Genomic DNA, 24,103 nt, shown 5'->3' on the forward strand with positions numbered 1-24,103 from the left:
CTGTTTCAGGCTTGCGCTTCACTTACACCGACTTCCCCTAAAGCCCATGCCAGTGCGCGCAGTTTTTCTTGCTCGTTATCAGTGATCTGTTGCAACTGCTGACCCAGCGTAAGCGCGCCGAAACCGGCCTGGATGCTTTGTGATGAGTCTCGCAGGCCGTTGCTGCCAGCGCTGTTGAAGGCGCCCGTGGTCGAGCTGTCCGTCGCGGATTCGCGGGAAAACAGCGTCGACAGCGTACTGGTGCCGAACACACTGCCTTCGCCGCTGTTGAAGCCTGTGAACCCGGAACCCGGGCCGCCGACACTGCTGGAGTCGAACACCTGGGCAATGAAGCTGGGTGCCAGGGCGCGGTTGGTGATGAAGATATTGCCCACAGGCGGCAGATCACCCCCGGTAGTGCGCTGTTCGAACAACGGCGAGAAGCTCAACGGCGAACCCAGATTGCCGGTTGGCGGACCGAACAGGGCTGGCTGCAGTGGCAGATTGGGTGTGTTGACCAGCGGTGCTGGCGCGTCTATCCGGAACTGCGGGTCTCCGGTCAGCGACGTGGTCGTGATGGCGTAGTTGGGAGACAGCGCGATGCCTGTCCCTGCGTTGCCTGCCCGGTCAGTCACTGTGCTGCTGTCCAGCACAATGAAGTTGCTCGGGTCAGTGACGTTCGCAGTCGGCGTCAGGGTCGCGGTCCAGGTGGCTCCGCCATCGCTGCTGGCCAGGTTGGACAGCGTGCCGTTGGCCACGCTGACATCCGCCAGAGTGAAGTTATTCACCGGCTCGCTGAAGGCAAAAGTCACCAGTGATGTCTGACCCGTCGCCAGGTTTGGATTGGCGATGGAAATGTTCGCTGTCGGACGCTGGTTATCGATGCTGTAATTGCTGGACAGCGCGACTGTTGCGCCCGCGTTGCCGGCCAGATCATTGACTCTGCCGCTGTCCAGAACGATGAAGTTGTTGGGTGCGGTGATATTGGCATCCGGCGTCAGCGTTGCCGTCCAGGTGAGGCCGCCGTCGCCGCTGCTCAGGCCGGACAGGCTGCCGTTGCCGACACTGATGTCCGACAGATCGAAATTGGTCACGCGCTCGCTGAAGGCGAAGGTCACCAGCGAGGTTTGACCGATGGCCAGGTTCGGATTGGCGACGGTGATGGTCGCAGTCGGGCGCTGAGTATCGATGGTGTAGTTGTTTGAGGCCGTGGTGCCGCTGCCGGTACTGCCCGACGCATTGGTCACGCCAGTGTTATCCAGCGTGATCAGGTTGCTTGCATCGGTCACGTTTGCGTTTGGTGTGAAGGTGGCAGTCCAGGTGATGCCGCCATCGCTGCTGGAAACCGCGCTCAGCGTGCCATTGGCGACACTCAGGTCGGCGTTGCTGAATCCGCTGACCGCCTGACTGAACGTGAACGTGACCAGAGACGTTTCGCCTGCGGACAGGGCATTGTCGGCCACCACGATGGTGGCGGAAGGTCTGGTCGTGTCGACGGTGAAACTTGCCGAACTGATGATGCCGCTGCCCGCGTTGCCCGCCAGGTCGGTGACACCTGCGCTGTTCAGGCTGATCTGCCCGGTGCTGGCATTCACGTTTGCGTTTGGTGTGAAGGTGGCAGTCCAAGTGATGCCGCCGTCATTGCTGCTGACATTGCTCAGCGTACCGTTCGGTACGTTCAGGTCGCTGTTGTCGAAACCACTGACTGCCTCACTGAAGGTGATAGTGACCAGCGAGGTTTCACCCGCCGAAAGGGCGTTGTCTGCTATTACGATGCTGGCGGTCGGTCGCGTCTGGTCGATGGCGTAGTTATTGGAGAGCGTCAAGCCGCTGCCAGCGTTACCGGCCAGGTCAGTCACGCCGCCATTGTTCAGCGTCACCGAGTTGCTTGCGCTGCTAATGCCTGAGGTTGGGGTTAGCGTTGCCGTCCAGGTAATACCGCCATCGCTGCTGGTGACCGCGCTCAGGGTGCCGTTGGCAACGCTCAGGTCCGCATTGGTGAAACCGCTGACCGCTTCGCTGAAGGTGATCGTTACCAGAGAGGTTTCACCGACCGCCAGCGCATTGTCGGCCACCACAATGGTCGCGGTCGGGCGCAGGGTGTCGATGGCGTAGTTGTTCGAGGAGGTGACGCCACTGCCGGTCACGCCCGAGCCGTTTGTGAAGCCGGTGTTGTCCAGAGTGATCAGGTTGCTTGCGTCGGTCACGTTTGCGGTCGGCGTGAAGGTCGCGGTCCAGGTGATACCGCCGTCACTGCTGCTGATGGTGCTCAACGTACCGTTCTCGACCGTCAGGTCGGCATTGTTGAAGCCGATGACCGCTTCGCTGAAGGTGATGGTGACCAGCGAGGTTTCGCCCACAGACAACGCACTGTCGGCGACCACGACGGTGGCGGTCGGCTGCTGAGTGGCAATGGTGAAATTGCCGGAATCGGTCGTGCCGCTGCCGATATTGCCTGCCAGATCGGTCACGCCCGTGTTGTTCAGCGTGATCACGTTCGTGGTATCGGCGACATTGGCATTCGGCGTGTAGGTCGCCGTCCAGGTGATACCGCCGTCGCTGCTGCTGACCGCGCTCAGCGTGCCATTCGGTACGCTCAGGTCAGCGTTGGTAAAGCCGCTCACTGCCTCGCTGAAGGTGATGGTAACCAGTGAGGTTTCACCCGCGGTCAAGGCGTTGTCCGACATTGTGATACTCGCAGTCGGGCGTACCGTGTCGATGGCGTAATTGTTCGACGTGCTCAGCCCGCTGCCGGCGTTGCCCGCCTGATCGGCCACGCCAACGTTGTTCAGCGTCACCGAATTGCTGTTGCTGGTAATACCTGCTGTCGGCGTCAGGGTTGCCGTCCAGGTAACACCGCCATCGCTGCTGCTCACCGTGCTCAGGGTGCCATTGCTGATGCTCAGGTCGGCGTTGGTAAAGCCAGTCACCGCCTCGCTGAAGGTGATAGTCACCAGCGAAGTTTCACCGATGGCCAGCGCGTTGTCGGCCACTACGATGCTGGCCGTCGGGCGCTGGGTGTCGATGGCGTAATTGTTGGAACTGATTGAGCCGGTGCCTGCGTTGCCGGACGCATTGGCCACACCCGTTGCATCCAGCGTGATCAGGTTGGTGGTATCGGTCACGTTGGCGGCTGGCGTGAGGGTCGCGGTCCAGGTGACGCCGCCGTCGCTGCTGCTCACTGTGCTCAAGGTGCCATTGGCGACGGTCAGGTCGGCATTGGTGAACCCGGTTACGGCCTCGCTGAAGGTAATCGTCACCAGCGAGGTTTCACCCGCGGAAAGGGCGCTGTCGGCCACAACCACTGTGGCACTCGGGCGCACGGTGTCGATGGTGAAGTTGCCCGAGTTGCTGGTGCCGGACCCGGCATTGCCAGCCAGATCCGTTACACCTGCGTTGCTCAGAGTGATCACGTTGGTGGTGTCGTTGACGTTGTTGTTCGGCGTGTAGGTCGCCGTCCAGGTGATGCCGCCGTCGCTGCTGGTGACGGTGCTCAAGGTGCCGTTGGGCACGGACAGGTCGGTATTGGTGAACCCGCTGACGGCCTCGCTGAAGGTAATCGTCACCAGTGAGGTTTCACCGGCCGTGAGACTGGCGTCTGCCACCAGAATGCTTGCAGTCGGGCGCTGGGTATCGATGGCGTAATTGTTCGAGGTTGTGGTTCCCGAACCCGTGTTGCCCGCCGCATCGGTGACCCCTGTGTTGTCCAGGGTGATCACGTTGGTGCTGTCGGTAATGTTGTTGGCCGGCGTGAATGTCGCGGTCCAGACAATATTGTTGCTGGTGGTCACGGCACTCAGGGTGCCGTTGACGACGGTCAGGTCCGCGTTGGTGAAACCGGACACCGCCTCACTGAAGGTGATGGTCACCTGCGAGGTTTCACCAATGCTCAGGGAGTTGTCGGCCAGCACGATGGTTGCGGTCGGGCGCGACGTGTCGATGGCGTAGTTGTTGGACGTGGCAGTGCCTGAACCGGCGTTTCCGGATAGATCCTGCACGCCTGCGCGGTTGAGGCTGATCTGGTTGGTGGTGCTGGTCAGGTTGGCGGTCGGAGTCAGGGTCGCGGTCCAGGTTTTGCCGCCATCACTGCTGCTCACCGCGGTCAATGTGCCATTGGCGACCGAGATGTCGGTATTGTCGAAGCCGGTGACCGCTTCACTGAACGTAAAGGTGACTAGTGATGTTTCACCTGCCGCCAGTGCGGTGTCTGCTACCACGACAGTCACTGTCGGCGGAACTGTATCGGACACTGCGTAATTGTTGGAGGTCACTGTCCCGGTACCGATATTGCCGGCTGAGTCCTGCACCGCCGATAACGGCAGGCTGATTGCATTGGAATTGGCGGAAGTATTGCTGGAGGCCGTAAGAGTGGCTGTCCAGGTAATGTTGTTGGTGGTCACCAGGTTGCTCAACGTACCGTTGGGCACGGTGATTTCGGAGATTTCCAGGCCGAATACCGGCTCACTGAACGTGAAGGTGACCGCCGATGTGCCACCCGAGCTCAGCGACGAATTGGCAATCACGATGCTGATGCCCGTTGGTGCCGTCGTGTCTGAGGCGTAGGTGGCGTTGAGCGTGCCGCCATCGTTGAAGATATTAGTGACGGCGGTAGGCGAGGAGCCATTGGTGCCGCCGCTGGTCGCTTGTCCGCCAGATCCGCTGCCACCCACGTTGCCAGTCATCGCCGAGTTATTGCTGGAAGTGATGTTGACCGTGCCTTTGTTCCAGATCGCGCCGATGCCACGGCCACCGTTGCCACCAATCGTGCCGCCGCCGCCACCACCACCGCCTGCACCGATGTTGTTGCTGATGGTCGACGTGCCGATGATCGCCAGAGTGCCGGTCGAGGCGTTGTAAATGCCGCCAACTGCCGAGCCGCCTCTGCCCCCATTGGCGTCAAACCCAGAGCCGCCGCCACCCCCACCGATGGTCCGACCTCCGCTGGTCGCGGTGCCGCCTGCGCCGCCGTTGGTGTAACCGACAGGCGTGCCATACCCTCCTGCGCCGCCTCCTGAGGAGTTACCGCCTTGGCCGGCCAGGTAAGCAGTGCTGAACGATGCCCCGTTGCCGCCGGTATTGGCTGACGGGGCGGTGGATGTATAGGTGCCGGCACTGCCACCCGCAGCACCGTTCTGCCCGCCGATGCCGCCGCCACCACCACCACCACCACCCACGTTTGGCGAGTTGACGCCACCGCCACCGCCACCACCCGCTGCCGAGTTGGCAGTGACGGTGACATTGCGCAGCGTGAGGTTGCCGGCGTTGTTGATTCCGCCGCCCAGTGCATCAGAGGCCGCAATGGTCGCACCACTGCTGGCGCCCGCCGTGCTGGCCACGCCTCGGGTAATGATCACGCCATCAAGTGTGGCTGTGACCCCGGAATTGACCCGGATCACGCTGGTTCTGTTCTGCCCATCGAGGGTGACGTCAGCGACGCCGTCGTTGTTCAGGTCGCCGTCGATGGTGATGTTCTTGCTGACCACCAGCTGGCTTTGCAGCGCGACGGTCATGCCGGTCGAAAAGGTTACGATATCGCCGTTCTGGGCATTGGTCAGCGCGTCACGCAAGCTGCCTGCGCCGGTGTTGCTGGTGGAGGTGACCGTAAACGTTGCCAGCCCCCACTGGTAAGCGTCCATCGACTGTCGCGAAAGGGCGCTGACGCTTTCAATGCTGCCGGTGGCAATCTCCAGATCCCAGTCGCCACCCACGCCGGTGCGGTTAGTGGACGCAGCAACATCGCGGCCAGTCAGGGTTGCCAGCGAGTCGACAAAGCTCAGGCCGGTGTCGCCCTCGGCGGTGTTGCAGGCGTAGATCAGAATATCGCCACCAACATTCATGTCGTTGCCGATTTCGGCCAGTAGGGCGCTGCGTTGCGCGATGTTGTCCGCGGAAACATAGCTGTTGCCCAGCCAAAGGTCGCCGGAGTTGCCGTGCGCAATGATCTGCACTGAGCTGACGCCCTGATGAGACCCCAGGTAATCGGCAATCTGTTGCAGGCCATCCTTGGTGGCGTCCAGTTCGACCACTTGCGCACCGGGCGCAACGCCCGCCAGCAGGCTGGCCGAATCCTTCACCCGTGAATCGACAAATACGACGGTGGTGCCGGGCACGGCGGCAGGCGTTGCAGCCACGTCCGAAGAGGCTGGCGCTTGTGCATGATGGTCGTTGCTGGCGCTGTTGGCCTGCTCGGCGCTTTTGGCCGATGCGTCGGGCGTGGGCTGGCTGTCCGGCTGGGCCGCTTCAGCAACGGTGGCTGCGACCGCACCGTCGAACAGCATGCGCGGTTCGAGAGACATGATCATGGGGGAAACGGGTGAGGTTGCACTCGAAGGTGCCCGCTTTGCAGTCCGCGATTTTTGTTTATTCCACCACATGTTGCTCACCAGAGATCGAACGTTACGAGTGATAAAACCGCAGTCAGTTAACGGCGGCGTCTGATTTCATGCGGATGACATTGGCTGCGCTGGCAGACCCGTCATTCCAGAACGACAACTTTGAATACTGCTCGAACAGGTCGGGCGGCAGGATGGTGGGCCTTTGCTCCAGCGCAACGCGCGGCTTGACCTTGTGCAGGCCTGATACGCCCAGCGCATCGTCGAACTGCGGGGCGTCATAGGCGAGGTTGTTGAAGTCGTGTTCAAACCACGGTTCTTCGATGAAGTCGTAGACCAGCCGTATGACCCGTTCCGGGGCCTGGGACAGCAGTTCGTAATCGATCAACAGAATCGAGTCGGCATGCTCGCCGTAATAGGCTTCCTTGAGCGATGCCCAGGCAAAGCCCACCAGACGATTGCGCTGCGCCAGCGTCTCGACCCGGCTGTAGACCGTATTGCGTTCCACGTCATCGTTGAACAGCTTGGTGTTTTCAAAAGGGTTGGCGCGGTACAAACGTTCGATACTGTCCATGACCCAGGCGACGTTACGCACGCAGGCAATCACTTTGCTTTGCGGGAACAGGTCCATGAGCGCGGGCAGGCGTGAACACCAGCCACGGTTTGTATCGAATACCACGTCTTTAGCGGCCTTGTCGGCGTAGTAGGACTCGAAAACCCCGCGCAACAAGCGACGACGCACATCGGTGTTGATCACTGAGGAGAATTCACTGCCAGCGCTGCACTGACCAAGAATACTGGAGAAAAGAGAGCCTACCGGGCTGCTCATACCCGCATGAAAGCGCGGGTTTTGCAGGAGAATGGCTGATAGCAGGGTGGAGCCCGATCGTGGCAAACCTGCAATGAAGTGGAATTTTTGCATCCATGCGCCCCGGAAAAACAACTGTTTATACGAGTGTGTGAACTACGTAACAAAGTGCATTCATATGCCAGTAGTTCGACAGGAGCCAGCATATCTTGAGGGATGGCAACGGTAAAAAAGCTGATGCAGCGTTCTCCCTCCCGGTTTTATTAGGGTTTTTCCGGTGAAAGAATGATGAGTATCAGATGAACGGTAGTGAACTTTCCGGAAATGACTGTTGAGTGTCACTGGATGTGCGACGGATAACGGTCATTTGCAAAAACATTTACACCCTGAAAACTGCGTCTACGCTTCTATCCTGCCACCTGTGGACCGTGCCCCGGTGGATCGAAGTTTCCCATGACATAGAAGAAGGATGAGGGTGTATGGAAGTTTTTATGGGTTCGATCATGACGTTTGGCTTTCCGTTTGCGCCTGCTGGCTGGATGCAATGCAATGGACAAACATTGAACATCAGTCAGTACAACGCCTTGTACGCACTATTGGGCGTCATTTATGGAGGGAATCCGTCGCAGAACTTCATGTTGCCCAATCTTCAAGGCCGGGTGCCGATAAATCAGGGGACCGGGGTCAACCTCACCAACCGGGTGATCGGCTCTGTATCGGGTGTTGAGAAGGTCACTGTGGCCATCGCCAACATGCCTGCACACGTGCACCAGATGAGCACGCTGACCGCAAACACCACCATCACATTGGCCAACCCGGCAGTGAGCGGGGCGACCATCGCGCCCACCACAGACAATGCGTTCATAGGCGCTTCCACTAGCGGACCGACCTCCGCCAATATCTTTTCGCCCAATGCAGGCACCGCACCTGTCGTGCAGAAGGGCGTCAGTACCGCCATCACCGGAACCATGCAGCCCGTCGGAGGCAGCCTGCCTATCGACAGCATGAACCCGTTCCTGGTGGTGAACTTCAGTATCGCCCTGCAGGGTCTTTTCCCTACCAGGGACTGATCTGACACGAGTCCAAGGACGGGCTCTTCCCACTCATTTCACTGGAGACGCGTCATGCTGCAAGACGTTACCGTTGAACACTTCCAGAGCCTGCTGGGTAATACCTGCCAGTTGCAAATGAGCGACGGCAGCCAGTTGCCTGTGAATGTCGCCTCAGTGGCCGAAAAACCACAGGCACGAGCCGCCCGGCAACAGCGTATGCCGTTCAACGTGTCACTTGAGTCACTTCAGCCCAGCGAGTTTGTCGATGGGGCCTGTGCTATCGAACTGCCGGAGCTGGGCCTGCTACAGAATGTGTTCGTCTCTCGTGTTCCCGCCATGGGCCGCGACGACAACCTGGCCTACTACTGCATAAGCTTCAATTGATCAAAAGGCAGCGGTCTGGCCTGGATACCAGATCAGTCTCGCCGCTGCCACATCCTGCTCTTCAACCTGAAACCCCAGCGCCAGATATTGCTGGCGAGCATGCGGGTTGTTGGCCCAGACCACTGTTGCCACCGGGCAGCGGATCTGTTCGGCGGCTTGCTGCACACCCTGCAAAACCTTGCGCCCGTAGCCCTTGCCGCGCGCTGCCGGAATGAACGCCAGATACAGCACGCGTATCTCGTTGTGGCCGAAATCGGTGACCAGCGCGCCGATGGGCGTGCCGAGCTTTTCAACCACGTAGCGCATGGCGTTGGGGAAGTTTTCTCCCTGTCCCAGATCCTGCACACGAAACTGCTGGGCGATAACGTCTTCAACCTGATCGCGTTCGCCGTCGATCAATTGCAGATCGGGACGCGCCGAGTGGTAGAGCATCTGCAGAAAGGCGCTGTCGGTTTCTCTCGATGGCCGCACCACCAGCCCATCGATATTGGTGAAAGGTTTTTTTGTCATGTCTGCTGTCCTCTGTCCATGTGTCAGCTTCAGAACCCGCTTTCTCTTACTCCCAGGGCGGCAAGCCTGCGCCAGGTTGCGCCCAACAGGGATTCACTGCGGCCATCCAGCACCGCTACGCCACGCAACGGCTGGGACGGTGCAGCGCTGTTGTCGACCAGTTTCAGGCGTACACCATACTGGCCCTGTACCGGTTCGGCGCGCTGATTTTCGTCACGCCGCACGGCAATCGGTCCGTGGTGATCGGAACTCAACGCCTCTTGATCCAGCCACGCCACGCCGTTGGCATCGACTTCCTGAAGCTCCACGAGCAGCGACTCACGCATCGGATCATCGGCAATAAAGCGTCCGCGATCACCAGGTGCGATACGCCACAGCGCGTTCTCGGCCACGTAACCGCGAATTCGCGTGCCTTCCTCGACAATCCTCAGCAGCGGGTCTCTGGTCGAAACCCAGCGACCTGCGCTCAGTTGAGGCAGAAGGTCACGCACCTGCCCGGCCTTGGGAGCGCGTAACAGCAGACGTTCGCGTCGTGCGGCCAGGCCGCGATACTCGGCAACTGCTTCGGCCAGACGCTGTTCGAGAATCCCGGCATCGGCGGCGGTCTCGCTGCGGCCTGCCTGACGACGCATCTGCAACTGCAAAATGTTGATCTCACGGCGCACGATACTTTGCCGCGAGTCGATATCCGGGGATTCCAGTTCCATCAGCACGGCGCCTTGTTCGACCTTCTGGCCGTCGTGCACATTGACCTGCCTGACTCTGGCAGCGGCCGGGGCATGTATGGCCGTCACACTTTCGGCTTCCAGCATCACCGGCAACTCGACACTGCTGTGCCACGGTACGATGAGCAACAGGAGCAGTGCCAGCAAGCCTGCCGCACTGAGCAGCACACGGGGTGCGTACGCCTGTTCGCGGTGTGACCACCAGTGGCGACATTCCTTGAAAATCGGCAGAAAAATGAACCAGCCCAACTCCACCAGCATCAGGAAAATCCCCAGCAACTTGAAAAACAGATGGTAGACCGCCAGCGCGATGCCAAAAAACAATGCTGCACGCCACAACCAGGACAGATACCCCCACCACAGCAGACGACGCTGCATGGCCGCTGACCACGGCTCCGGTGCGGGAAGGCCGTAGCCGAACAGCGCCTCGCGCAGTCTCCAGCGACACAGGGCAAAAGCCCGGCCCTGAAGATTGTCGACTTCCCAAAAATCGCTGATCAGAAAGTAACCATCAAAGCGCATGAACGGATTGAGGTTGACCACCACAGTGGTCAGCCACGTCGCGCTGGCGAGCATGAATGCTGCGGTGCGCGCCGGCCCGTCGGGCAGCAGTGACCAGGTCAGCAAGGCGATGCATGCCAGCAACATTTCCGCCAGCACGCCGCCTGCGCCGATCAGCAATCGGGCGCGGCGATCGTTGACCCGCCAGGCATCGCTGACATCGGTATAGAACAACGGCAACAGGACCATGAACGCCACGCCCATGCTCTGTACCCGGCATCCGGCACGCTTGGCCATGAATGCGTGGCCAAACTCATGGCAGAGTTTGGCGAAAAACAGCGCTATACCGAATGCCAGCGCGCCACCCAGGCTGAACAGGTGGGGAAAGGTCCCGATGAAGCGTTGCCAGTCCCGGGCTACCAGAAAAATTCCCAGCCCCAGCGTGAGCGGCAGCCCGTAGCGCAGTAATCCTGAGCCATAGCGCGCCAGCCACGGCCAGACGCGGTTTAGAAATGCGTCAGGACGCCAGAGCGGAATCCGGAAGAACAGATATTGATGCAAGAGCATCTGCCACAGCCCATGACGTGCCGCTGCGGCCTTGTAGGCGTAACTGGCACGCTGCTCCGGATCGCGCGCTACGATCAGGTCATGGCCGCGTAAAAAACGCAACAGTTCGTCAATCTCGGTGTTGCCCAACGGCAGGCCCGGCTCGCGATTTGCCGCTTGCAGCACCTGTGAAGCATCACCCAGCGCCCAATGACGCAACAGGCGAATGGCCTGGGTGCCAAGCTTGAAATAGCGACCGCGCACCGGGTCGGCCAGGGTCCAGCGTGGCGAACCGTCAAGGGCTGGGGCGGCAGGTGTAAGCTGCAAATCTGCACGCAGGTTGGGCAGGTTCATTACAGGCCTACACTTTGACGCAGGCCGGCAAGAGGGCGACGCAGCAGGTACAGCGCCAGTGGAGCACGGTCGCCGAATACCTTGGCTGTGCCACGCAGCCCGATCCGGGGTGGCGGCGAATCGAGAAAGCTGGCATCCAGACGATACGCCAGCTGCCCGCCGGGAGTGGGCTGGGCCTCATAGGCTGCTCGCTCAAGGCGGGCGGCATGCCGTTGCAGCGGGTCGCTGTCCAGAAACAATGCGATTTCGGCATCCGGTTGCAGGGCGATGGCGTCGCCAACTGCCAGCTCGATGCGCAGCTCGGCCTGAGTCGGGTCGGCAATTTCCAGCAGTCGTTCGCCCGTCTGTACCGGCTTGCCAAGCCAGCGCTGGGCATCGGCAAATACCGCGATACCGTCGCGTTCGGCGCGCACTTCACTGCGTTTAAGCAGTTCACGGGCATAATCGCGCTCGGCACGCTTCTGCTCGACGCGGGCAGCCAGCAGGTCGATTCGTGAACTGGATTCGGCATCGGCGAAAGAACGCTGCGAGTTGGCTTTCAGTTCCGCTTCGGCAACGCCCAGTGCTCGTTCGGCTACATCAGCCTGAGCCTTGAGGGTAGTGTTCTCGAAACGCAGCAGCAGGTCCCCGGTCTTGACGACCTGATTGGGCTTGACCAGAAACTCGGCCACCACGCCATCCAGCGGCGCAGCGACCACGCGTCCGCCCAGCGGTACGACTTCGGCGGGTGCCAGTACCGACTGACGCACCGGAATCATCAGGCACAGCAGTGCCAGCATCACCAGCAAAGCCTGACGCTTGCGGTTGAAGCGCAAGCGCCACGGTTTTCCGGGCTGCAAGGCGAGCCAGGCATGGCTGCAGGTATCGCCCAGTTGTGCCAGCAGGATTTGCTCTGCGGGTGTCCACGGCGTGTCGCGGGCCAGCCACAGGCCGCCAAACACCTCACCTTTCCGGTCTTGCAGCGGCAGCCAGAAAACATGCGGTGCCGACAGGCTGTTCCAGTCATCGCGTACCGATGCACTGAGTGAATCCATGTGCATGACGCGCGCCGGTTTGACCTGCTCCAGTTTCAGCAACTGGCCGACGGCATGTTCGACAAAGGCCACGAACGGCGCATTGGGTTCGATGACGCTGACCCCCGTCACTGAGCGCACCTTGCCGGCGATCACCAGCGCTGCGTGGCGATAGCCGAACAACCCTTGGCTGTCGTTGACCAGGCTGTAGGCCAGTTGATCTATCGCAGGTGCGGCGCGGGTCAATCGTTCAAGGTCGAGAAACTGCGCGAAAACCCGTTCAACCGCGCCGGATGCGGGGGCGTTCACTTGAGTTCCGCAAAATGTGCAGTACCGCTCATGCCTCCCAGCAGGCCCTCCGCTTTGGGCAGGCTGGCGATCAGCAGCAATGTCTGGCTGCCTTCATCGATACGCGCACCGAGGCGCTTGACGGTGGCGGTCAGTGGCTGACCGGTCTCGTCGGGCACGAAGCTGAAGGTTTGTCCGGGCTTGAGTCTGCTCATCCAGCGCGAGGGCACCAGCAGGTGAATTTCCAGCGTGCGGTTGTCGACGATTTCGAGCATCGGCGTACCGGCTGCGACACTCTCGTAACGCTTCACCTTGCGCTCGACGACTTGCCCGTCGTAGGGCGCAACCACGCTGCAGCGCTTGATCTGCACCTGATAGACGCCAGACTGCGCCTGGGTTTCGGAAAGCTTTGCTTCGGCACGTGCCACCTCGAAGCGGCCCACTGAGTTGAGCGCGGCCAGTTGCCGGTTGTGCGCCAGTTCCTCGCTGGCACCACGGCTGGCTGCCTGTGCGGCATTGAGCTGAGCCTGATAGGCCGAACAGTCGAAGCGGGCGAGGGTATCGCCCTTGTTGAACGACTCGCCTTCCTGGAAAGGCAGGTCAGTAATACGGCCGGACAGCTCGCTGGCGAGGACCGCCTGATTGGTTGCTCGCAATACGCCCCGGGCCTCGCTGGACGAGGCGGGTGTACTGGCTGCTGCGTTGTCCTCGATCAGCCCGGCATCGGTCGGCGTTTGCGCCTGAGCCAGTCCCGCCACACTTAGCATCCCTAAAAGTACAGCTGGCAAACACCGCATGCAGCGAACTCCTTCAAAAAAGACATGATCGGCAGCTCCTGTGCCGATCATGCTGTATTACCCGACGCGGCTTGCCGGTGATCGAAGAAAGACTTCGAGCTCTCCAAGCGGTAGCGGCTTGCTGATCAGGTAACCCTGGATTTGATCGCAATGGTTTTCACGCAGAAACGCCAGTTGCTCGGGTGTTTCCACACCTTCGGCGATAACCTTCAGGTCGAGGCTGTGAGCCAGTTCAATGATGGCTCTGGCAATGGCCGCGTCCTGTGGGTTGCTGGTCACTTCGCGAATGAATGCGATATCGATTTTAAGCTTGTCGATAGGGAATCGGCGCAAGTAAGCCAGACTTGAATAGCCGGTGCCGAAATCGTCGATGGAAATACTCACGCCATTGGCGCGTAGCGCACCCAGGGTAGCGATGGTGTGAGGGGTGTTTTCCATCAACGAGCTTTCCGTCAGTTCGACCTCCAGCCACTGCGGCGCAACCTTGTGTTTCTCAAGTGCCTGACGAATGTCGGCCACCAGACTGCTGCTGGAAATCTGCTGCCCGGAGATGTTGACTGCCACCTGAAACGAGCCCAGCCCGGAACGTTGCCAGCGCGCAATCTGCGCGCAAACGCTGTCGACGACCCAGTTGCCGACTTCACCGATCAACCCCAGGCTTTCCAGCACCGGAACGAATACGGCAGGCGAAATGCCTGCCTGGCCAGGGCGCGGCCAGCGCAGCAAGGCTTCAAGCCCGCATACCTGGTTGTCAGCCAGGTTCAGTTTGGGCTGGTAGACAATCTCGAACGCCTGTTTTTGCACGGCCTCACGTAATGCCGCTTCAAGGTCCAGACGCGCCGAGACGTCAGCGTTCATCTGCGGCGTATAGAACCGGTAGTTGTCCGGGCCGATTTTTCGGGCGCTGTTCATGGCGGTGTAGGCGTGTCTGATCAGCTCGCGTGAGTCTTCGCCGTCCTCCGGGTACAGCGCAATACCGATGCTGGCGGTCATGACCAGGCTCTGGCCTTCTATGTGGAAGGGCGCTCGCAATGCGTTGCGGATGCGCTCGAGCGTTTGCCGGGTATCCGCCTGGCCGGGACGAAGCATCAGAATCAGGGCGAACTGATCGCCGTCCACGCGGCCAAGGGTGTCGCTGGCATTCAGGCAGTTCGACAGTCGGCGGCTGACCTCCAGCAGCACCTCATCGCCCAGCACATGCCCCCAGGTTTCGTTGATATTCTTGAAACCGTCGATATTGACCGTCAGGGCCGCCAGCTTCCAGCGACTGATGGCCGCCTGGGTCATGCCCATTTGCAGGCTGGTAAAAAACAGGTCCCGGTTGGGCAGGCCGGTGAGTGTGTCGTAGTGGGCCATGGTCAGCAGGCGCTGATCGCTTTCCTTGCGCCGGGTGATGTCGCGGACGATGCCGACGATGACCCAGTCCTCGCCGGTACGGTAGGCCTGGCGATGGATTTCGACCTCGACATCGCGTCCGCTCTTGTCGCGAATCTGGGTTTCCAGTGGTTCGCTGGGACCTTTCCCGGCGATGATCTGGTCGTACACGACCTCAAGCTGCTCCATGGACGTTTCGCCCAGTTCGGCAGGCGTCTTGTGTGAAAGCTCCTCGGCGGTGTAGCCGAGCAATTGGCAGGCGCGGCGGTTGAATTCGATCAGGCTCATGGTGTTGCGGTTGATCAGGAAAATCGCGTCTTCGGAAGCGTCCATCACCGTGCGAAAGCGCTCGAGATCAATGGTGCGCTGCTGCAATTGGTCTTCGAGGATCAGGCTGTGGCTTTTCAGGTAGTCGCCAAACGCCTTGAGGCGCAGCAGGTTACGCACACGCAGCCACAGTTCGGCGCTGTCCACTGGCTTGTTGAGGTATTCCTCGGCCCCGGCTTCCAGCCCTGACAAACGCGCACTCTGCTCGTCGAGTGCCGAGAGCATGATGATCGGTATATTGGCGGTGCCCTTTTCGGCCTTGAGCTGGGTGGCGACTTCATAGCCGTCCATGCCCGGCATCATGATATCGAGCAGGATCAGGTCGGGTGCCTGTTGTTTGACCATGGCCAGCGCCAGCTCGCCTGATTCCGCCGTCAGTGTCCGATAACCCTGGTTCTGCAAGAGCACCTCCAGCAGGTCCCGGACATGGACGTCGTCATCGATAATCAGGATGGTCGCGGCGCTCTGGGTCATATCGAATGCTCAGGTAATGGACTGTTGAGGCAGATTTTTTTCCAGCAGGGTGTCGATGACCCGGTACAGCTCCTTGTAGCGCAACGGCTTGATGACATAAGCGTTGCAGCCCGCCAGACGGATCTTTTCCTTGTCTTCCTTCATGGCCATTGCGGTCAAGGCGACCACCGGGATCGCGGCTGTGCCGGCGTCTTTCTTCAACAGCGCGGTGGCACTCAGGCCGTCCATTTCCGGCAGGTGAATATCCATCAGAATCAGGTCGGGCTGACGCTCACGGGCCAGTTTCAGGCCTGTTTCAGCATCGACTGCCGACAGTACGCTGTGACCGGCGCTGGTCAATAACAGCTCCGTCAGGCGCATATTCGCCGCATTGTCTTCAATGATCAGGATCTGGGCCATCGTGCCTCCTCGAATTCAGGCGGGCGAATCGGCAGCCAGACCACAAAGCGTGCCCCGAGGTCCTTGACGCTTGCGACCGCAACGCAGCCGCCATGCAGTTCGGTCAGCTGCTTGACCATCGCCAGACCCAGCCCGGTGCCCTCAAATTTACGTGCCAGACCACTGTCGATCTGACTGAAGGCTTTGAACAGTTTGTTCATATCGCTTTGGGCGATACCGATTCCTGTGTCGCTGACGCTCAGTTCCAGAAACTGCTCGTAGTCACTGGAAGGTAATGGAAACGTATGTGCTGGCCAGTCACCCTCGATGACGCCTGCCTGAGCAAATGACACTTGGCGCACCGCCAGGGTCACCCAGCCGCCGGGTTCGCTGAATTTCACTGCGTTGGCCAGCAAGTTGTAGACAATCTGCTTGGTCTTGCGCCGATCCAGCTCAAGCAGGCCGAAGTCGGCATCTGTTTCCAGTTTCAACTGAATGCGTTGCAGGGCGGCTTGCTCGCGAACGATCAGCAGGCTGTTGCTCAGCAATTCTTCCAGATCGACCGGTTCAAGCTCCAGCGTCATCATTCCGGCTTCGACCTTGGACAGATCGAGAATGTCGTTAATCAGCGAGAGCAGATGCTGGCCGCTGTTGAAGATATCGCCGATGTACCGCCGCTGGGCATCGGTCATGTCGCCGACCATACCGTCCTTGAGCGCCTCGGAAAAACCGATGACGGCGTTCAGCGGTGTGCGCAACTCGTGGGACATGGTGGCAAGGAACTCGGACTTCATATGGCTGGCGTGTTCCAGCTCGACGTTTTTTTCTTCCAGCGTGCGTTCGAAGCGCTTGCGCTCGGTCACGTCCCGGGCGGCAGCGAAGACCCCCTTGAGCTTGCGGTCCCGGTCATGAAAGGTCGCAGCGTTGTAGGACACCACGGTTTCGGTGCCGTCGTAGGCACGTACGGTGAGTTCGTAGTCACTGACCTTATGCTCGCTGAGCACGCGTTTGATCGCGGCATCGGCACTCGCCGGGTCTGTGAAGAAGTTTTTGCAGGGCGCGCCGATCAACTCATCGCGAGTGCGTCCGGTCAGCGCCATCATCTGCTTGTTGACGTCGGAAATGATGCCTTGCGGGTCGGTCATCATCAGCGCGTCGATGTTCGATTCGATCAGCGAGCGGGTGTAGAACTGCTGGTCGCGCAACCGCTGATCCAGCAGGGCCTGGGCTTCCTCTTCCTGCTTGCGCGCGGTGTTGTCGGTGCCGATCAGCAGATAACCAATGATGGTTTCTGCGCTGTCTCGCAGTGAAGTGACCGACACCATGGCCGACAGGCGGCTGCCGTCCTTGCGGATGTAGGTCAATTCGTAGATGTCTTCGATGCCACGCGAAGCCTTGAATACCAGTGCCTCAAAGCCCGGCGTGATGGGCGTGTTCAGTTCATGGCTGAGCGCTGCCGCGCGGATGATCAGCTCGGCGGGGTCGGAGATATCTGCCGGCGTGATTTTGTCGACCACATCTTCAGAGTGGTAACCAAGCATGCGTTCGGCACCCACGTTGAATATCTGGATGACGCCGTGTTCGTCGGTCGCGATGCTGGAGAAGTAGGCGCTGTTGAAAATCGCGTCCTGCAGCGCGCCGGTTTTGAGCAGGATTTTCTGACGGCGAGATTCGACGATTTTTTCAGCACGAGACTGAGGATCGGCAAGCGGGCGGTCTGCTGGCGGGGTTGACATATCACTTCCCGGTACTACCTGACCTTTCTGCCATTACGGCCGTAATCACACTTACGGACATCCACTCAAATGGATGATAAGAGGTTTGTGGACCATACCAGATCAGTATCGGCAGATTGGTTATTAAATGAATCTTTTCGGAATATATTTTCGATAAATGGCGTCAATAGATTAGCGCTTGCCCGGTATTCCATATTTTCGCAGTCGATGAGCGATGGCGGTGTGCGATGTATGCAGACGCGCGGCCAACTGACGGGTAGATGGGTAGTCTACGTAGAGTTTTTCCAGCAGATTTCTTTCAAATGCATCGACGGCATGTTCGAGGCTGTCCACGGGGCTGTCGTGCGGATGCGCAACTGCAGTGCCTGCGATATCCAGATCGCCTATATCCACTTGAGTGTGTTCGCAGATGGCGGCAGCACGGAAAATCACGTTCTGCAATTGACGAACATTGCCCGGCCAGCGATTGCCCAGCAGAGCAGGGTAGGTGCCGTGCGCAAGCCTGCACACTGGACGCTGAATCTGCGCGCAGGCCTGTTCCATGAAGTAGCGGGCCAGCAACAGAATGTCCTGCCCACGTTCGCGCAGCGGTGGCACCTCAAGATTGAGAACGTTGAGGCGGTAGAAAAGGTCTTCACGGAAAGTGCCTTCGCTGACCATTTTTTCCAGATCGCGGTGGGTAGCGCTGAGGATACGCACATTGACCCTGACCTCCCGGTCTCCACCGACACGGCGAAAGCTGCCATCGTTGAGAAAACGCAGCAGTTTGGCTTGCAGATAAGGCGACATTTCGCCGATTTCATCGAGAAACACGGTGCCCTGATTGGCCAACTCCATCAGCCCTGGCTTGCCGCCGCGCTGGGCGCCGGTAAAGGCGCCCGGGGCATAACCGAAGAGTTCGCTTTCAGCGAGATTTTCCGGCAGCGCCGCGCAGTTCAGCGCCAGGAATGGTTCGCCGTGGCGGGCACTGCTGGCGTGGCAAGCCCGGGCCACCAGTTCTTTACCGGTGCCGGTCTCACCTTGAATCAGCAACGGTGCATCCAGCGCCGCCACACGTTGCGCGCGCGCCTTGAGGGTGCGGATTGCGGCTGACTCGCCGAGCAGCGCATCGAAACCTTCGGCGTGATCGTGATGCAGCGCCGACAGGCGCTCACCGATACGGCTGGGCAGGTACAGGGTAATCAGCGCACCCGCCTCGGTGATCGGGGTGGCATCCAGCAACAGCGCTTCACCGTTGAGGGTGATTTCGCGCAATGGCAGTCGAAAGCTGTTTTCCAACAGGGCCGCTTGCAGGCCGGGGTCGGCGAACAGTTCAGCAATGGGTTCGCCCGCAGGTTCCCGGCCGATCAGTGCGATCAGCGCAGGATTGGCCAGCAGCACATGCCCGGCGCTGTCCAGTGCCAGTACTGGGTCGGTCATGGCGGCGAGCAGCGCGTCCAGTTGCAGATGGCGGCGCTGACCCGGCAGGATGTCGACCACAGTGATTGCTTCTACCCCACGAACCCGAAACAGCGCGTCCTTGAGCTCTTCGAGCATCTGGTGGCTGAGGGTCGGCGCGTCGATGTAGACGTTGGGCGGTACCATCTCCACGGCATCCAGGTTCAGATTGCGCCCACCCAGGATCGCCAGCACTTCCTGGGTGATACCGACGCGGTCGATGAAGCTGACATGGATGCGCATGAGGCGTTGACGGTTCGCGAATGAGAAGGCGGCAAGTATGCCTTGTAGCGGCAGGTTTGGTGAAATCCGGCGGTGGGCATGGGCACGATAGTGTTCTGCCGCACACCTATCGTTCCGCACGCTCCAGCGTGGGAATGCCCTTCTTGACGATCTGCGTCATGGATTTAAGCTACGCCGCTTATTCAGGAGAGGACGCAGAGCGTCCGGAACGGCATACCCACGCGGAGCGTGGGTACGATGGTGTTCTCCGGGCCTCACTCCTCACGCTACTGCACGCAGGTGTTCTGCCGCACACCTATCGTTCCGCACGCTCCAGCGTGGGAATGCCCTTCTTGACGCTCTGCGTCATGGATTTAAGCTACGCCGCATATTCAGGAGAGGACGCAGAGCGTCCGGAACGGCATACCCACGCGGAGCATGGGCACGATGATCTTCTCCGGGCCTCACGCTACCGCACGCTGGTGTTCTCCGGACCTCGTACTCCCGTTGCCACGAGGAACCTGGCGCTTACTCCAGATGCTCCGGCTTCACCGGGTCGCCTGACTTGGCGTGGAGTTTGTCGCGAATGTCCGCGAACATTCGGTCGTAGTCCTTGTGCTGGGCGATGGGCAGTGTGGCCGAGTTGGGCAAGCCGTGCCTTATCGCGATGCGACTGGCGTCATGGGCGAAGTTGAACGCCAGGTCACGGGGCAGCTGGAATTGCTCTTCGAACGGCTTGCCGTTGATTTCGCCCTGCATGGTGAAGTGCATGGACGTGCCTTGCTTGGGATCTTCCTCCACGTTGTAGCGCAAGTGGATGTCATAGCTGATATCCGACGGTTGAAGCGCCACGTGGGTGAGGTGCAGATGGCCTGGCTCGTACATGAAGTGACTCCATCAAGTGGTGAGTGTGCTCAGTCTGACACTCCTCGCGACCGGACGGTTCAGCCTCGTGCAGAGTACCGCTCGCATCATGCCTGCACTCAACGATCGATCTTGTCCGGTTCCGGCCTCGACCATATCCACAGATTACCCAGCGCCATGCCGGTGAGCGCCAGGTACAGCCACCAGGCGTGGCCGATCAGGCTCAACATCACCACGGCGCAGACCAGCATGCTGATGGTGGCGCTGATCTTGGCCTTGCGGGCGACCAGTCTGCCGTTGCGCCAGTTGTGCAGAATCGGCCCGAACACACGATGGTTTTCCAGCCAGGCATTCAGACGCGGCGAGCTGCGTGTTGCCGCCCAGGCCGCCAGCAGAATGAACTCGGTGGTTGGCAAGCCGGGAATGAAGATCGCGACAATGCCGATGCCGAGGGCGACATAGGCGAGGATGCCGTATAACAGGCGCGAGAGTTTTGAGCCGGGTGGTTTGTACGTCATGGTCTCTACAGGCAGGTTCGGGGAGCCCGGCCAGCTTAACAGCACCGGGCGCTTTTTCATGCCTGTGCCATGTCTGCAACCGGGACATCGGCGTAGGCGTGTTGCAACAGGACATTGAAACGCTCGAATGCGGCAATGGCGCCTCGATCAAGTGCTGCTTCCTGCTCGGCGGTCAGCGACAGCTCGTCAAGCGTCCTGACAAAGGTCTTCCAGCCTGCTGCGCGGCCTCCGGCAGGCTCCCCGAGATGCCGGGCACCAAAGCTGTGGCTCAGGTTCAAGGCTTCGGCACGTTTGATCAGGAATGCAGCGCCCAGCTTGGAACCTTCGGAGACAAATAGCCAGCCGAGCGCTTCTGCGGTGCTCGGCGCTTTTACTCCTCCAGCCACCGGTAGGGGAGGGTTCATGTTCAGGTCGGCAAGATCCGCCCCGGCCTGTTCGGCGCGGCAGCGGGCCGGCAGGTCGTTGATGATCGCCTCCAGCGCAGGCTCGTTGTACAGGCTTTGCAGTTCCGTCTGAAAAAGGTATTGAGCAACCACGAAGCGTGCGTAGCTGGCCAGGGTTTCAAACGGCGCGTGGGCCTTGACCGCCTTGTCGAGTTGCTCGTGCGGCGCGTGGGTGATCTGGCTCAGGCGTTGCGAACGCAGGGTCGGTCGGTTCTGATCAAGAGTCATCGAGTTCTTCCTTGCTGAAAAAGGCTTGCTGAAAAAGGGGCTTGTTGAATAGACGAATAGCCACACCCGAAAGCGTAAAAAAGCCTGCCGCCGATGTACTCGGCGACGGGTTTTACGCTACTTTCGGGTTCATATGTCCCACACCACGTTGACGCTGAAGTTGCGTCCCGGCTGGGTCAGGCGATCCAGATTAGCGGGCGCCGTCACACCAGCTTCGCCCACGCCGTCGTAGCCGCGCACATCATCCCAGCGCCAGTATTTCTTGTCGGTCAGGTTGTACAGACCCGCATTGACGGTCACATCGTTGCTGACCTTGTAGTAGCCGCTCAGGTCCAGAATGCCGTAGCCCGGGGTCTTGAATTGACTGGAGGTGCCGTCCGGCGTGTGGAAATTGCTGTCATCCACGCGATTCTTGCGCTTGACCAGCGTCCAGCTCAGCAGGCCGCCGTAGTCATTCTGGTCGTAGCCCAGGCCGATCACACCGGTCAGCGGGTTGACGCTGTTGATTGGTTCGCCTGTATCGTTGTTGCGGCCCTGCACGTAGGCAACCGATGCCTGGCTGTAGAGACCGTTTGGCGCACCGATGCTGTCGAGATTGATGCGCCCTTTGAATTCCGCGCCCTTCATGGTTGCGTGCTTGATGTTGTTGGACTGGAACGTTAGTTCGCTGTAACCGGGGGTGATGGCGTCCTCGTTGATGAAGTCACGGTACTTGTTATAGAACACCGCGATGTCGAACGAGCCCGCTTCGAAGCGACCGCGTAAACCGGTTTCATAGCTTTTGCTGGTTTCCGGTTCCAGGTTCGGATTGGGCTCAACCACGTAGCCTGCCGTCGGGTTTTCGAAGCGTCCATAAAGTGACTTGGCCGACGGTGTGCGGAAACCTTCGGCATACTGGCCGTACCAGGTGTAGGCGTCGCTGAGTGCATAAGTCACACCGAACTTGGGCGACAAGCGATGCCATGTCCGCGTTTCGTCGTTGCCCTGACCGGGGTCGGCGAGGCTGACCGACCTGAGAAATTCTGGCGTGAACTTCGGGTCGAGTGTGGTGTGGTCATAACGCACGCCGGGCATGAAGGCCCAGTCGTTCCAACTGATCTGATCCTGGGCGAACAGCGCATAGCTGGTGATGGTCGGGTCCGGGAAATCGCTCGTCGCGGCCAGACGGTCGCTCGGGCTGTCTGCACCGACCACGCGGCAGGAGCCGAATACGCGTGCACAGGTCCCGCTGCCGCTGCGCAGCCCGGTGACTTTCTGCTGCTTTACCGTCGTACCGTAGGTCAGCACATGGTCCGTGCTGGCGATAGAGAATGCCTTGTCCAGTTGGGCATCGAATACCCACTGCTTTTCCTGATAGTGCGTGTCGCGATCACGAATGACATCTCGGGAAAACGGAAAGTACCGCTCCCGGGTGCTTTGATCAGTCTTTGCGGTCTGGTAATTCAGGCTCCATTTGAGGTTGTCGACCAGCAGGCTGTCGACGGCGAAGCTGTTTTCGACCCCGAAGCGCTCGCGGGTGATGGTGTCGTTACCCTCGCGCGATTGATACATGCCCAGCCCGCTGCCGTTGGTGAACGGCCCGCCGACTGCGCTTTTCAGGTTGCTGTCGCGGTCGTCCTTGTACTTTTCGTAAGCCAGAGCCAGACGCGAACCGTCGGTATAATTCCAGCCCAGCTTGGCCAGCACGTTGGTGCTGCGCGCATCCTCAGGGTTGGCTTCGGTGCGGCTCAGGCCTGTGCCACCTGTTTCGCCATAGGATTCGGTCTCATGACCATTGCGCTGGCTCACGTGCAGCAAGCCGTCAAACTCGCCCTGACGGCCTGCGACAGTGGCCGAGTTCAACCAGCTTTCGTCTGCCGAGCTGTAACCGGTCTTGAGGCGTGCGCCGACATCCTTGCCGGGCTTGATGATGTCATCCGGGTCCAGCGTGTAATAACTGACCACCCCACCGATTGCGCTGCTGCCGTACAGGGCCGAGGCCGGACCGCGGAGGATTTCCACGCGCTTGACGATCTCCGGGTCGACATAGTTGCGATGGGTCTGCGCATAAGGACCGGTGAAAAAGCTGTCGGGGACTTCCACGCCGTCGACCTGAGTCAGTATCCGGTTGCCGTCAATGCCGCGGATGTTATAGCCGGTTGTGCCTGCGCGCTGGCCTGCGCCGCCCACCGAAACCCCCGGCTCGTAGCGCACCAGATTACGGATGGTGTTGACGTTGCTGCGGTCCAGTTCTTCACGGGAATGCACGCTGACGGTGTTTGGTACTGTGGCGACATCCTGTGCCTGGCGCGTAGCACTGACGGTGATCTGATCGAGGGCCATAACGCCGGCGGTTGTGGTGCGCTTTTCCAGCACTACATTGTTGTTGCCCAGATTGCGATAGCTCAGCGAACTGCCAGCCAGCATGTTGTCCAGCGCCTGTGCGGCGCTCAGGTTGCCATGGGCACCTGGAGAAATGACGTTTTGAGCCAGATCCGCTGGCATGCCTACCTGCCATCCGGTCACGCGGCTGAACTCGTTCAGGGCCGACACCAGTGGTTGCTGCCTGATCGAGAAGCTGTAGGTGCCTGCCGGGCGTGCCGCCTGGGTGCTTTCACTGGCAGCACTGGCGTTGACCGGCTGCAGACTGGCGCCCAGCACTGCAAGTGTCAGCAGAGATAGCGTGAGCCGTACGCGTGGTTGGGCGGCAGGCGTGAACGTGGATGACATCGGTAGCGCTCCCTGGGGTGTTGCTCGTTATAGTGTTTACAAACCGTTTCAAAATGAGAATCAGTTGCATTGGCTATAACTAGACGAACGGGCAGTCGCTATCG

16 protein-coding genes are annotated in these 24,103 nt (G+C 60.0%); 2 read left to right on the plus strand and 14 right to left on the minus strand.

Annotation, left to right across the window (positions count from 1 at the left end):
- Window positions 1-5: 5 nt before the first annotated feature.
- Both KP808_RS05435 and KP808_RS05440 read right to left on the minus strand, forming a co-directional pair.
- Window positions 6-6,257: an Ig-like domain-containing protein gene (locus KP808_RS05435; protein ID WP_230018817.1), complete on the minus strand. Its 6,252-nt coding sequence runs from the start codon at window positions 6,255-6,257 to the stop codon at window positions 6-8.
- Window positions 6,258-6,396: 139 nt separating this feature from the next.
- Window positions 6,397-7,233 carry a sulfotransferase family protein gene (locus tag KP808_RS05440; RefSeq protein ID WP_002552296.1) on the minus strand — a complete coding sequence of 279 codons (837 nt, stop codon included), beginning with the start codon at window positions 7,231-7,233 and terminating at the stop codon, window positions 6,397-6,399.
- Window positions 7,234-7,598: 365 nt separating this feature from the next.
- Here KP808_RS05440 and KP808_RS05445 point away from each other — a divergent pair, with 365 nt between their 5' ends.
- Complete coding sequence (locus tag KP808_RS05445; RefSeq protein ID WP_058409392.1) at window positions 7,599-8,189, plus strand: phage tail protein; 591 nt, start codon at window positions 7,599-7,601, stop codon at window positions 8,187-8,189.
- A 54-nt stretch (window positions 8,190-8,243) separates the two neighbouring features.
- The gene (locus KP808_RS05450; RefSeq protein WP_230017657.1) at window positions 8,244-8,555 is read left to right on the plus strand and encodes a DUF6916 family protein; all 312 of its coding nucleotides are present in this window, start codon (window positions 8,244-8,246) and stop codon (window positions 8,553-8,555) included.
- Here the strand turns inward: KP808_RS05450 and KP808_RS05455 are convergent, their stop codons facing one another.
- The 12 genes from KP808_RS05455 to KP808_RS05510 all read right to left on the minus strand — a co-directional run bounded on the left by KP808_RS05455 (window position 8,556) and on the right by KP808_RS05510 (window position 23,999).
- Window positions 8,556-9,065, minus strand: coding sequence for a GNAT family N-acetyltransferase (locus KP808_RS05455; RefSeq protein WP_044318610.1), 510 nt, complete (start codon window positions 9,063-9,065; stop codon window positions 8,556-8,558).
- Between the two features lie 29 nt (window positions 9,066-9,094).
- Window positions 9,095-11,191, minus strand: a complete 2,097-nt coding sequence (locus KP808_RS05460) for an HlyD family efflux transporter periplasmic adaptor subunit (RefSeq protein ID WP_230017659.1) — start codon at window positions 11,189-11,191, stop codon at window positions 9,095-9,097.
- The gene (locus tag KP808_RS05465; protein ID WP_230017661.1) at window positions 11,191-12,513 is read right to left on the minus strand and encodes an efflux RND transporter periplasmic adaptor subunit; all 1,323 of its coding nucleotides are present in this window, start codon (window positions 12,511-12,513) and stop codon (window positions 11,191-11,193) included. Before KP808_RS05465 ends, KP808_RS05460 begins: the two co-directional genes overlap by 1 nt.
- On the minus strand, window positions 12,510-13,259 hold the full coding sequence (locus tag KP808_RS05470) for an efflux RND transporter periplasmic adaptor subunit (RefSeq protein ID WP_122269244.1): 750 nt from the start codon (window positions 13,257-13,259) through the stop codon (window positions 12,510-12,512). The genes KP808_RS05465 and KP808_RS05470 overlap by 4 nt, the downstream gene beginning before the upstream one ends.
- A gap of 87 nt (window positions 13,260-13,346) precedes the next feature.
- The gene (locus tag KP808_RS05475; protein WP_230017663.1) at window positions 13,347-15,464 is read right to left on the minus strand and encodes a putative bifunctional diguanylate cyclase/phosphodiesterase; all 2,118 of its coding nucleotides are present in this window, start codon (window positions 15,462-15,464) and stop codon (window positions 13,347-13,349) included.
- 9 nt (window positions 15,465-15,473) lie between these two features.
- Window positions 15,474-15,863 (minus strand): response regulator, encoded by a 390-nt coding sequence (locus KP808_RS05480; RefSeq protein ID WP_057402352.1) that lies wholly within the window; start codon window positions 15,861-15,863, stop codon window positions 15,474-15,476.
- Window positions 15,848-17,578: a PAS domain-containing sensor histidine kinase gene (locus tag KP808_RS05485; protein ID WP_230017665.1), complete on the minus strand. Its 1,731-nt coding sequence runs from the start codon at window positions 17,576-17,578 to the stop codon at window positions 15,848-15,850. The genes KP808_RS05480 and KP808_RS05485 overlap by 16 nt, the downstream gene beginning before the upstream one ends.
- Before the next feature lie 171 nt (window positions 17,579-17,749).
- Complete coding sequence (locus KP808_RS05490) at window positions 17,750-19,258, minus strand: sigma-54-dependent transcriptional regulator (protein WP_230017672.1); 1,509 nt, start codon at window positions 19,256-19,258, stop codon at window positions 17,750-17,752.
- A 507-nt stretch (window positions 19,259-19,765) separates the two neighbouring features.
- On the minus strand, window positions 19,766-20,122 hold the full coding sequence (locus KP808_RS05495; RefSeq protein WP_230017674.1) for a DUF5064 family protein: 357 nt from the start codon (window positions 20,120-20,122) through the stop codon (window positions 19,766-19,768).
- Window positions 20,123-20,220: 98 nt separating this feature from the next.
- A complete protein-coding gene (locus tag KP808_RS05500) occupies window positions 20,221-20,679 on the minus strand; it encodes a YbaN family protein (RefSeq protein WP_002552308.1) in 459 nt (152 codons plus the stop codon).
- Window positions 20,676-21,290, minus strand: coding sequence for a biliverdin-producing heme oxygenase (locus KP808_RS05505; protein ID WP_230017676.1), 615 nt, complete (start codon window positions 21,288-21,290; stop codon window positions 20,676-20,678). The genes KP808_RS05500 and KP808_RS05505 overlap by 4 nt, the downstream gene beginning before the upstream one ends.
- A 129-nt stretch (window positions 21,291-21,419) precedes the next feature.
- A complete protein-coding gene (locus tag KP808_RS05510; protein WP_230017678.1) occupies window positions 21,420-23,999 on the minus strand; it encodes a TonB-dependent receptor in 2,580 nt (859 codons plus the stop codon).
- Window positions 24,000-24,103 lie beyond the last annotated feature (104 nt).

Source organism: Pseudomonas savastanoi (assembly GCF_020917325.1).
Classification (GTDB): Bacteria; Pseudomonadota; Gammaproteobacteria; order Pseudomonadales; family Pseudomonadaceae; genus Aquipseudomonas; species Aquipseudomonas amygdali.

Bases quoted from the DNA above. Each gene is read 5' to 3' on its own strand.
- KP808_RS05435 (WP_230018817.1), bottom strand. From the start codon at position 6,257: ATGCTGTTCGACGGTGCGGTCGCAGCCACCGTTGCTGAAGCGGCCCAG.
- KP808_RS05440 (WP_002552296.1), bottom strand. From the start codon at position 7,233: ATGCAAAAATTCCACTTCATTGCAGGTTTGCCACGATCGGGCTCCACC.
- KP808_RS05445 (WP_058409392.1), top strand. From the start codon at position 7,599: ATGGAAGTTTTTATGGGTTCGATCATGACGTTTGGCTTTCCGTTTGCG.
- KP808_RS05450 (WP_230017657.1), top strand. From the start codon at position 8,244: ATGCTGCAAGACGTTACCGTTGAACACTTCCAGAGCCTGCTGGGTAAT.
- KP808_RS05455 (WP_044318610.1), bottom strand. From the start codon at position 9,065: ATGACAAAAAAACCTTTCACCAATATCGATGGGCTGGTGGTGCGGCCA.
- KP808_RS05460 (WP_230017659.1), bottom strand. From the start codon at position 11,191: ATGAACCTGCCCAACCTGCGTGCAGATTTGCAGCTTACACCTGCCGCC.
- KP808_RS05470 (WP_122269244.1), bottom strand. From the start codon at position 13,259: ATGCTAAGTGTGGCGGGACTGGCTCAGGCGCAAACGCCGACCGATGCC.
- KP808_RS05475 (WP_230017663.1), bottom strand. From the start codon at position 15,464: ATGACCCAGAGCGCCGCGACCATCCTGATTATCGATGACGACGTCCAT.
- KP808_RS05480 (WP_057402352.1), bottom strand. From the start codon at position 15,863: ATGGCCCAGATCCTGATCATTGAAGACAATGCGGCGAATATGCGCCTG.
- KP808_RS05485 (WP_230017665.1), bottom strand. From the start codon at position 17,578: ATGTCAACCCCGCCAGCAGACCGCCCGCTTGCCGATCCTCAGTCTCGT.
- KP808_RS05490 (WP_230017672.1), bottom strand. From the start codon at position 19,258: ATGCGCATCCATGTCAGCTTCATCGACCGCGTCGGTATCACCCAGGAA.
- KP808_RS05495 (WP_230017674.1), bottom strand. From the start codon at position 20,122: ATGTACGAGCCAGGCCATCTGCACCTCACCCACGTGGCGCTTCAACCG.
- KP808_RS05500 (WP_002552308.1), bottom strand. From the start codon at position 20,679: ATGAAAAAGCGCCCGGTGCTGTTAAGCTGGCCGGGCTCCCCGAACCTG.
- KP808_RS05505 (WP_230017676.1), bottom strand. From the start codon at position 21,290: ATGACTCTTGATCAGAACCGACCGACCCTGCGTTCGCAACGCCTGAGC.
- KP808_RS05510 (WP_230017678.1), bottom strand. From the start codon at position 23,999: ATGTCATCCACGTTCACGCCTGCCGCCCAACCACGCGTACGGCTCACG.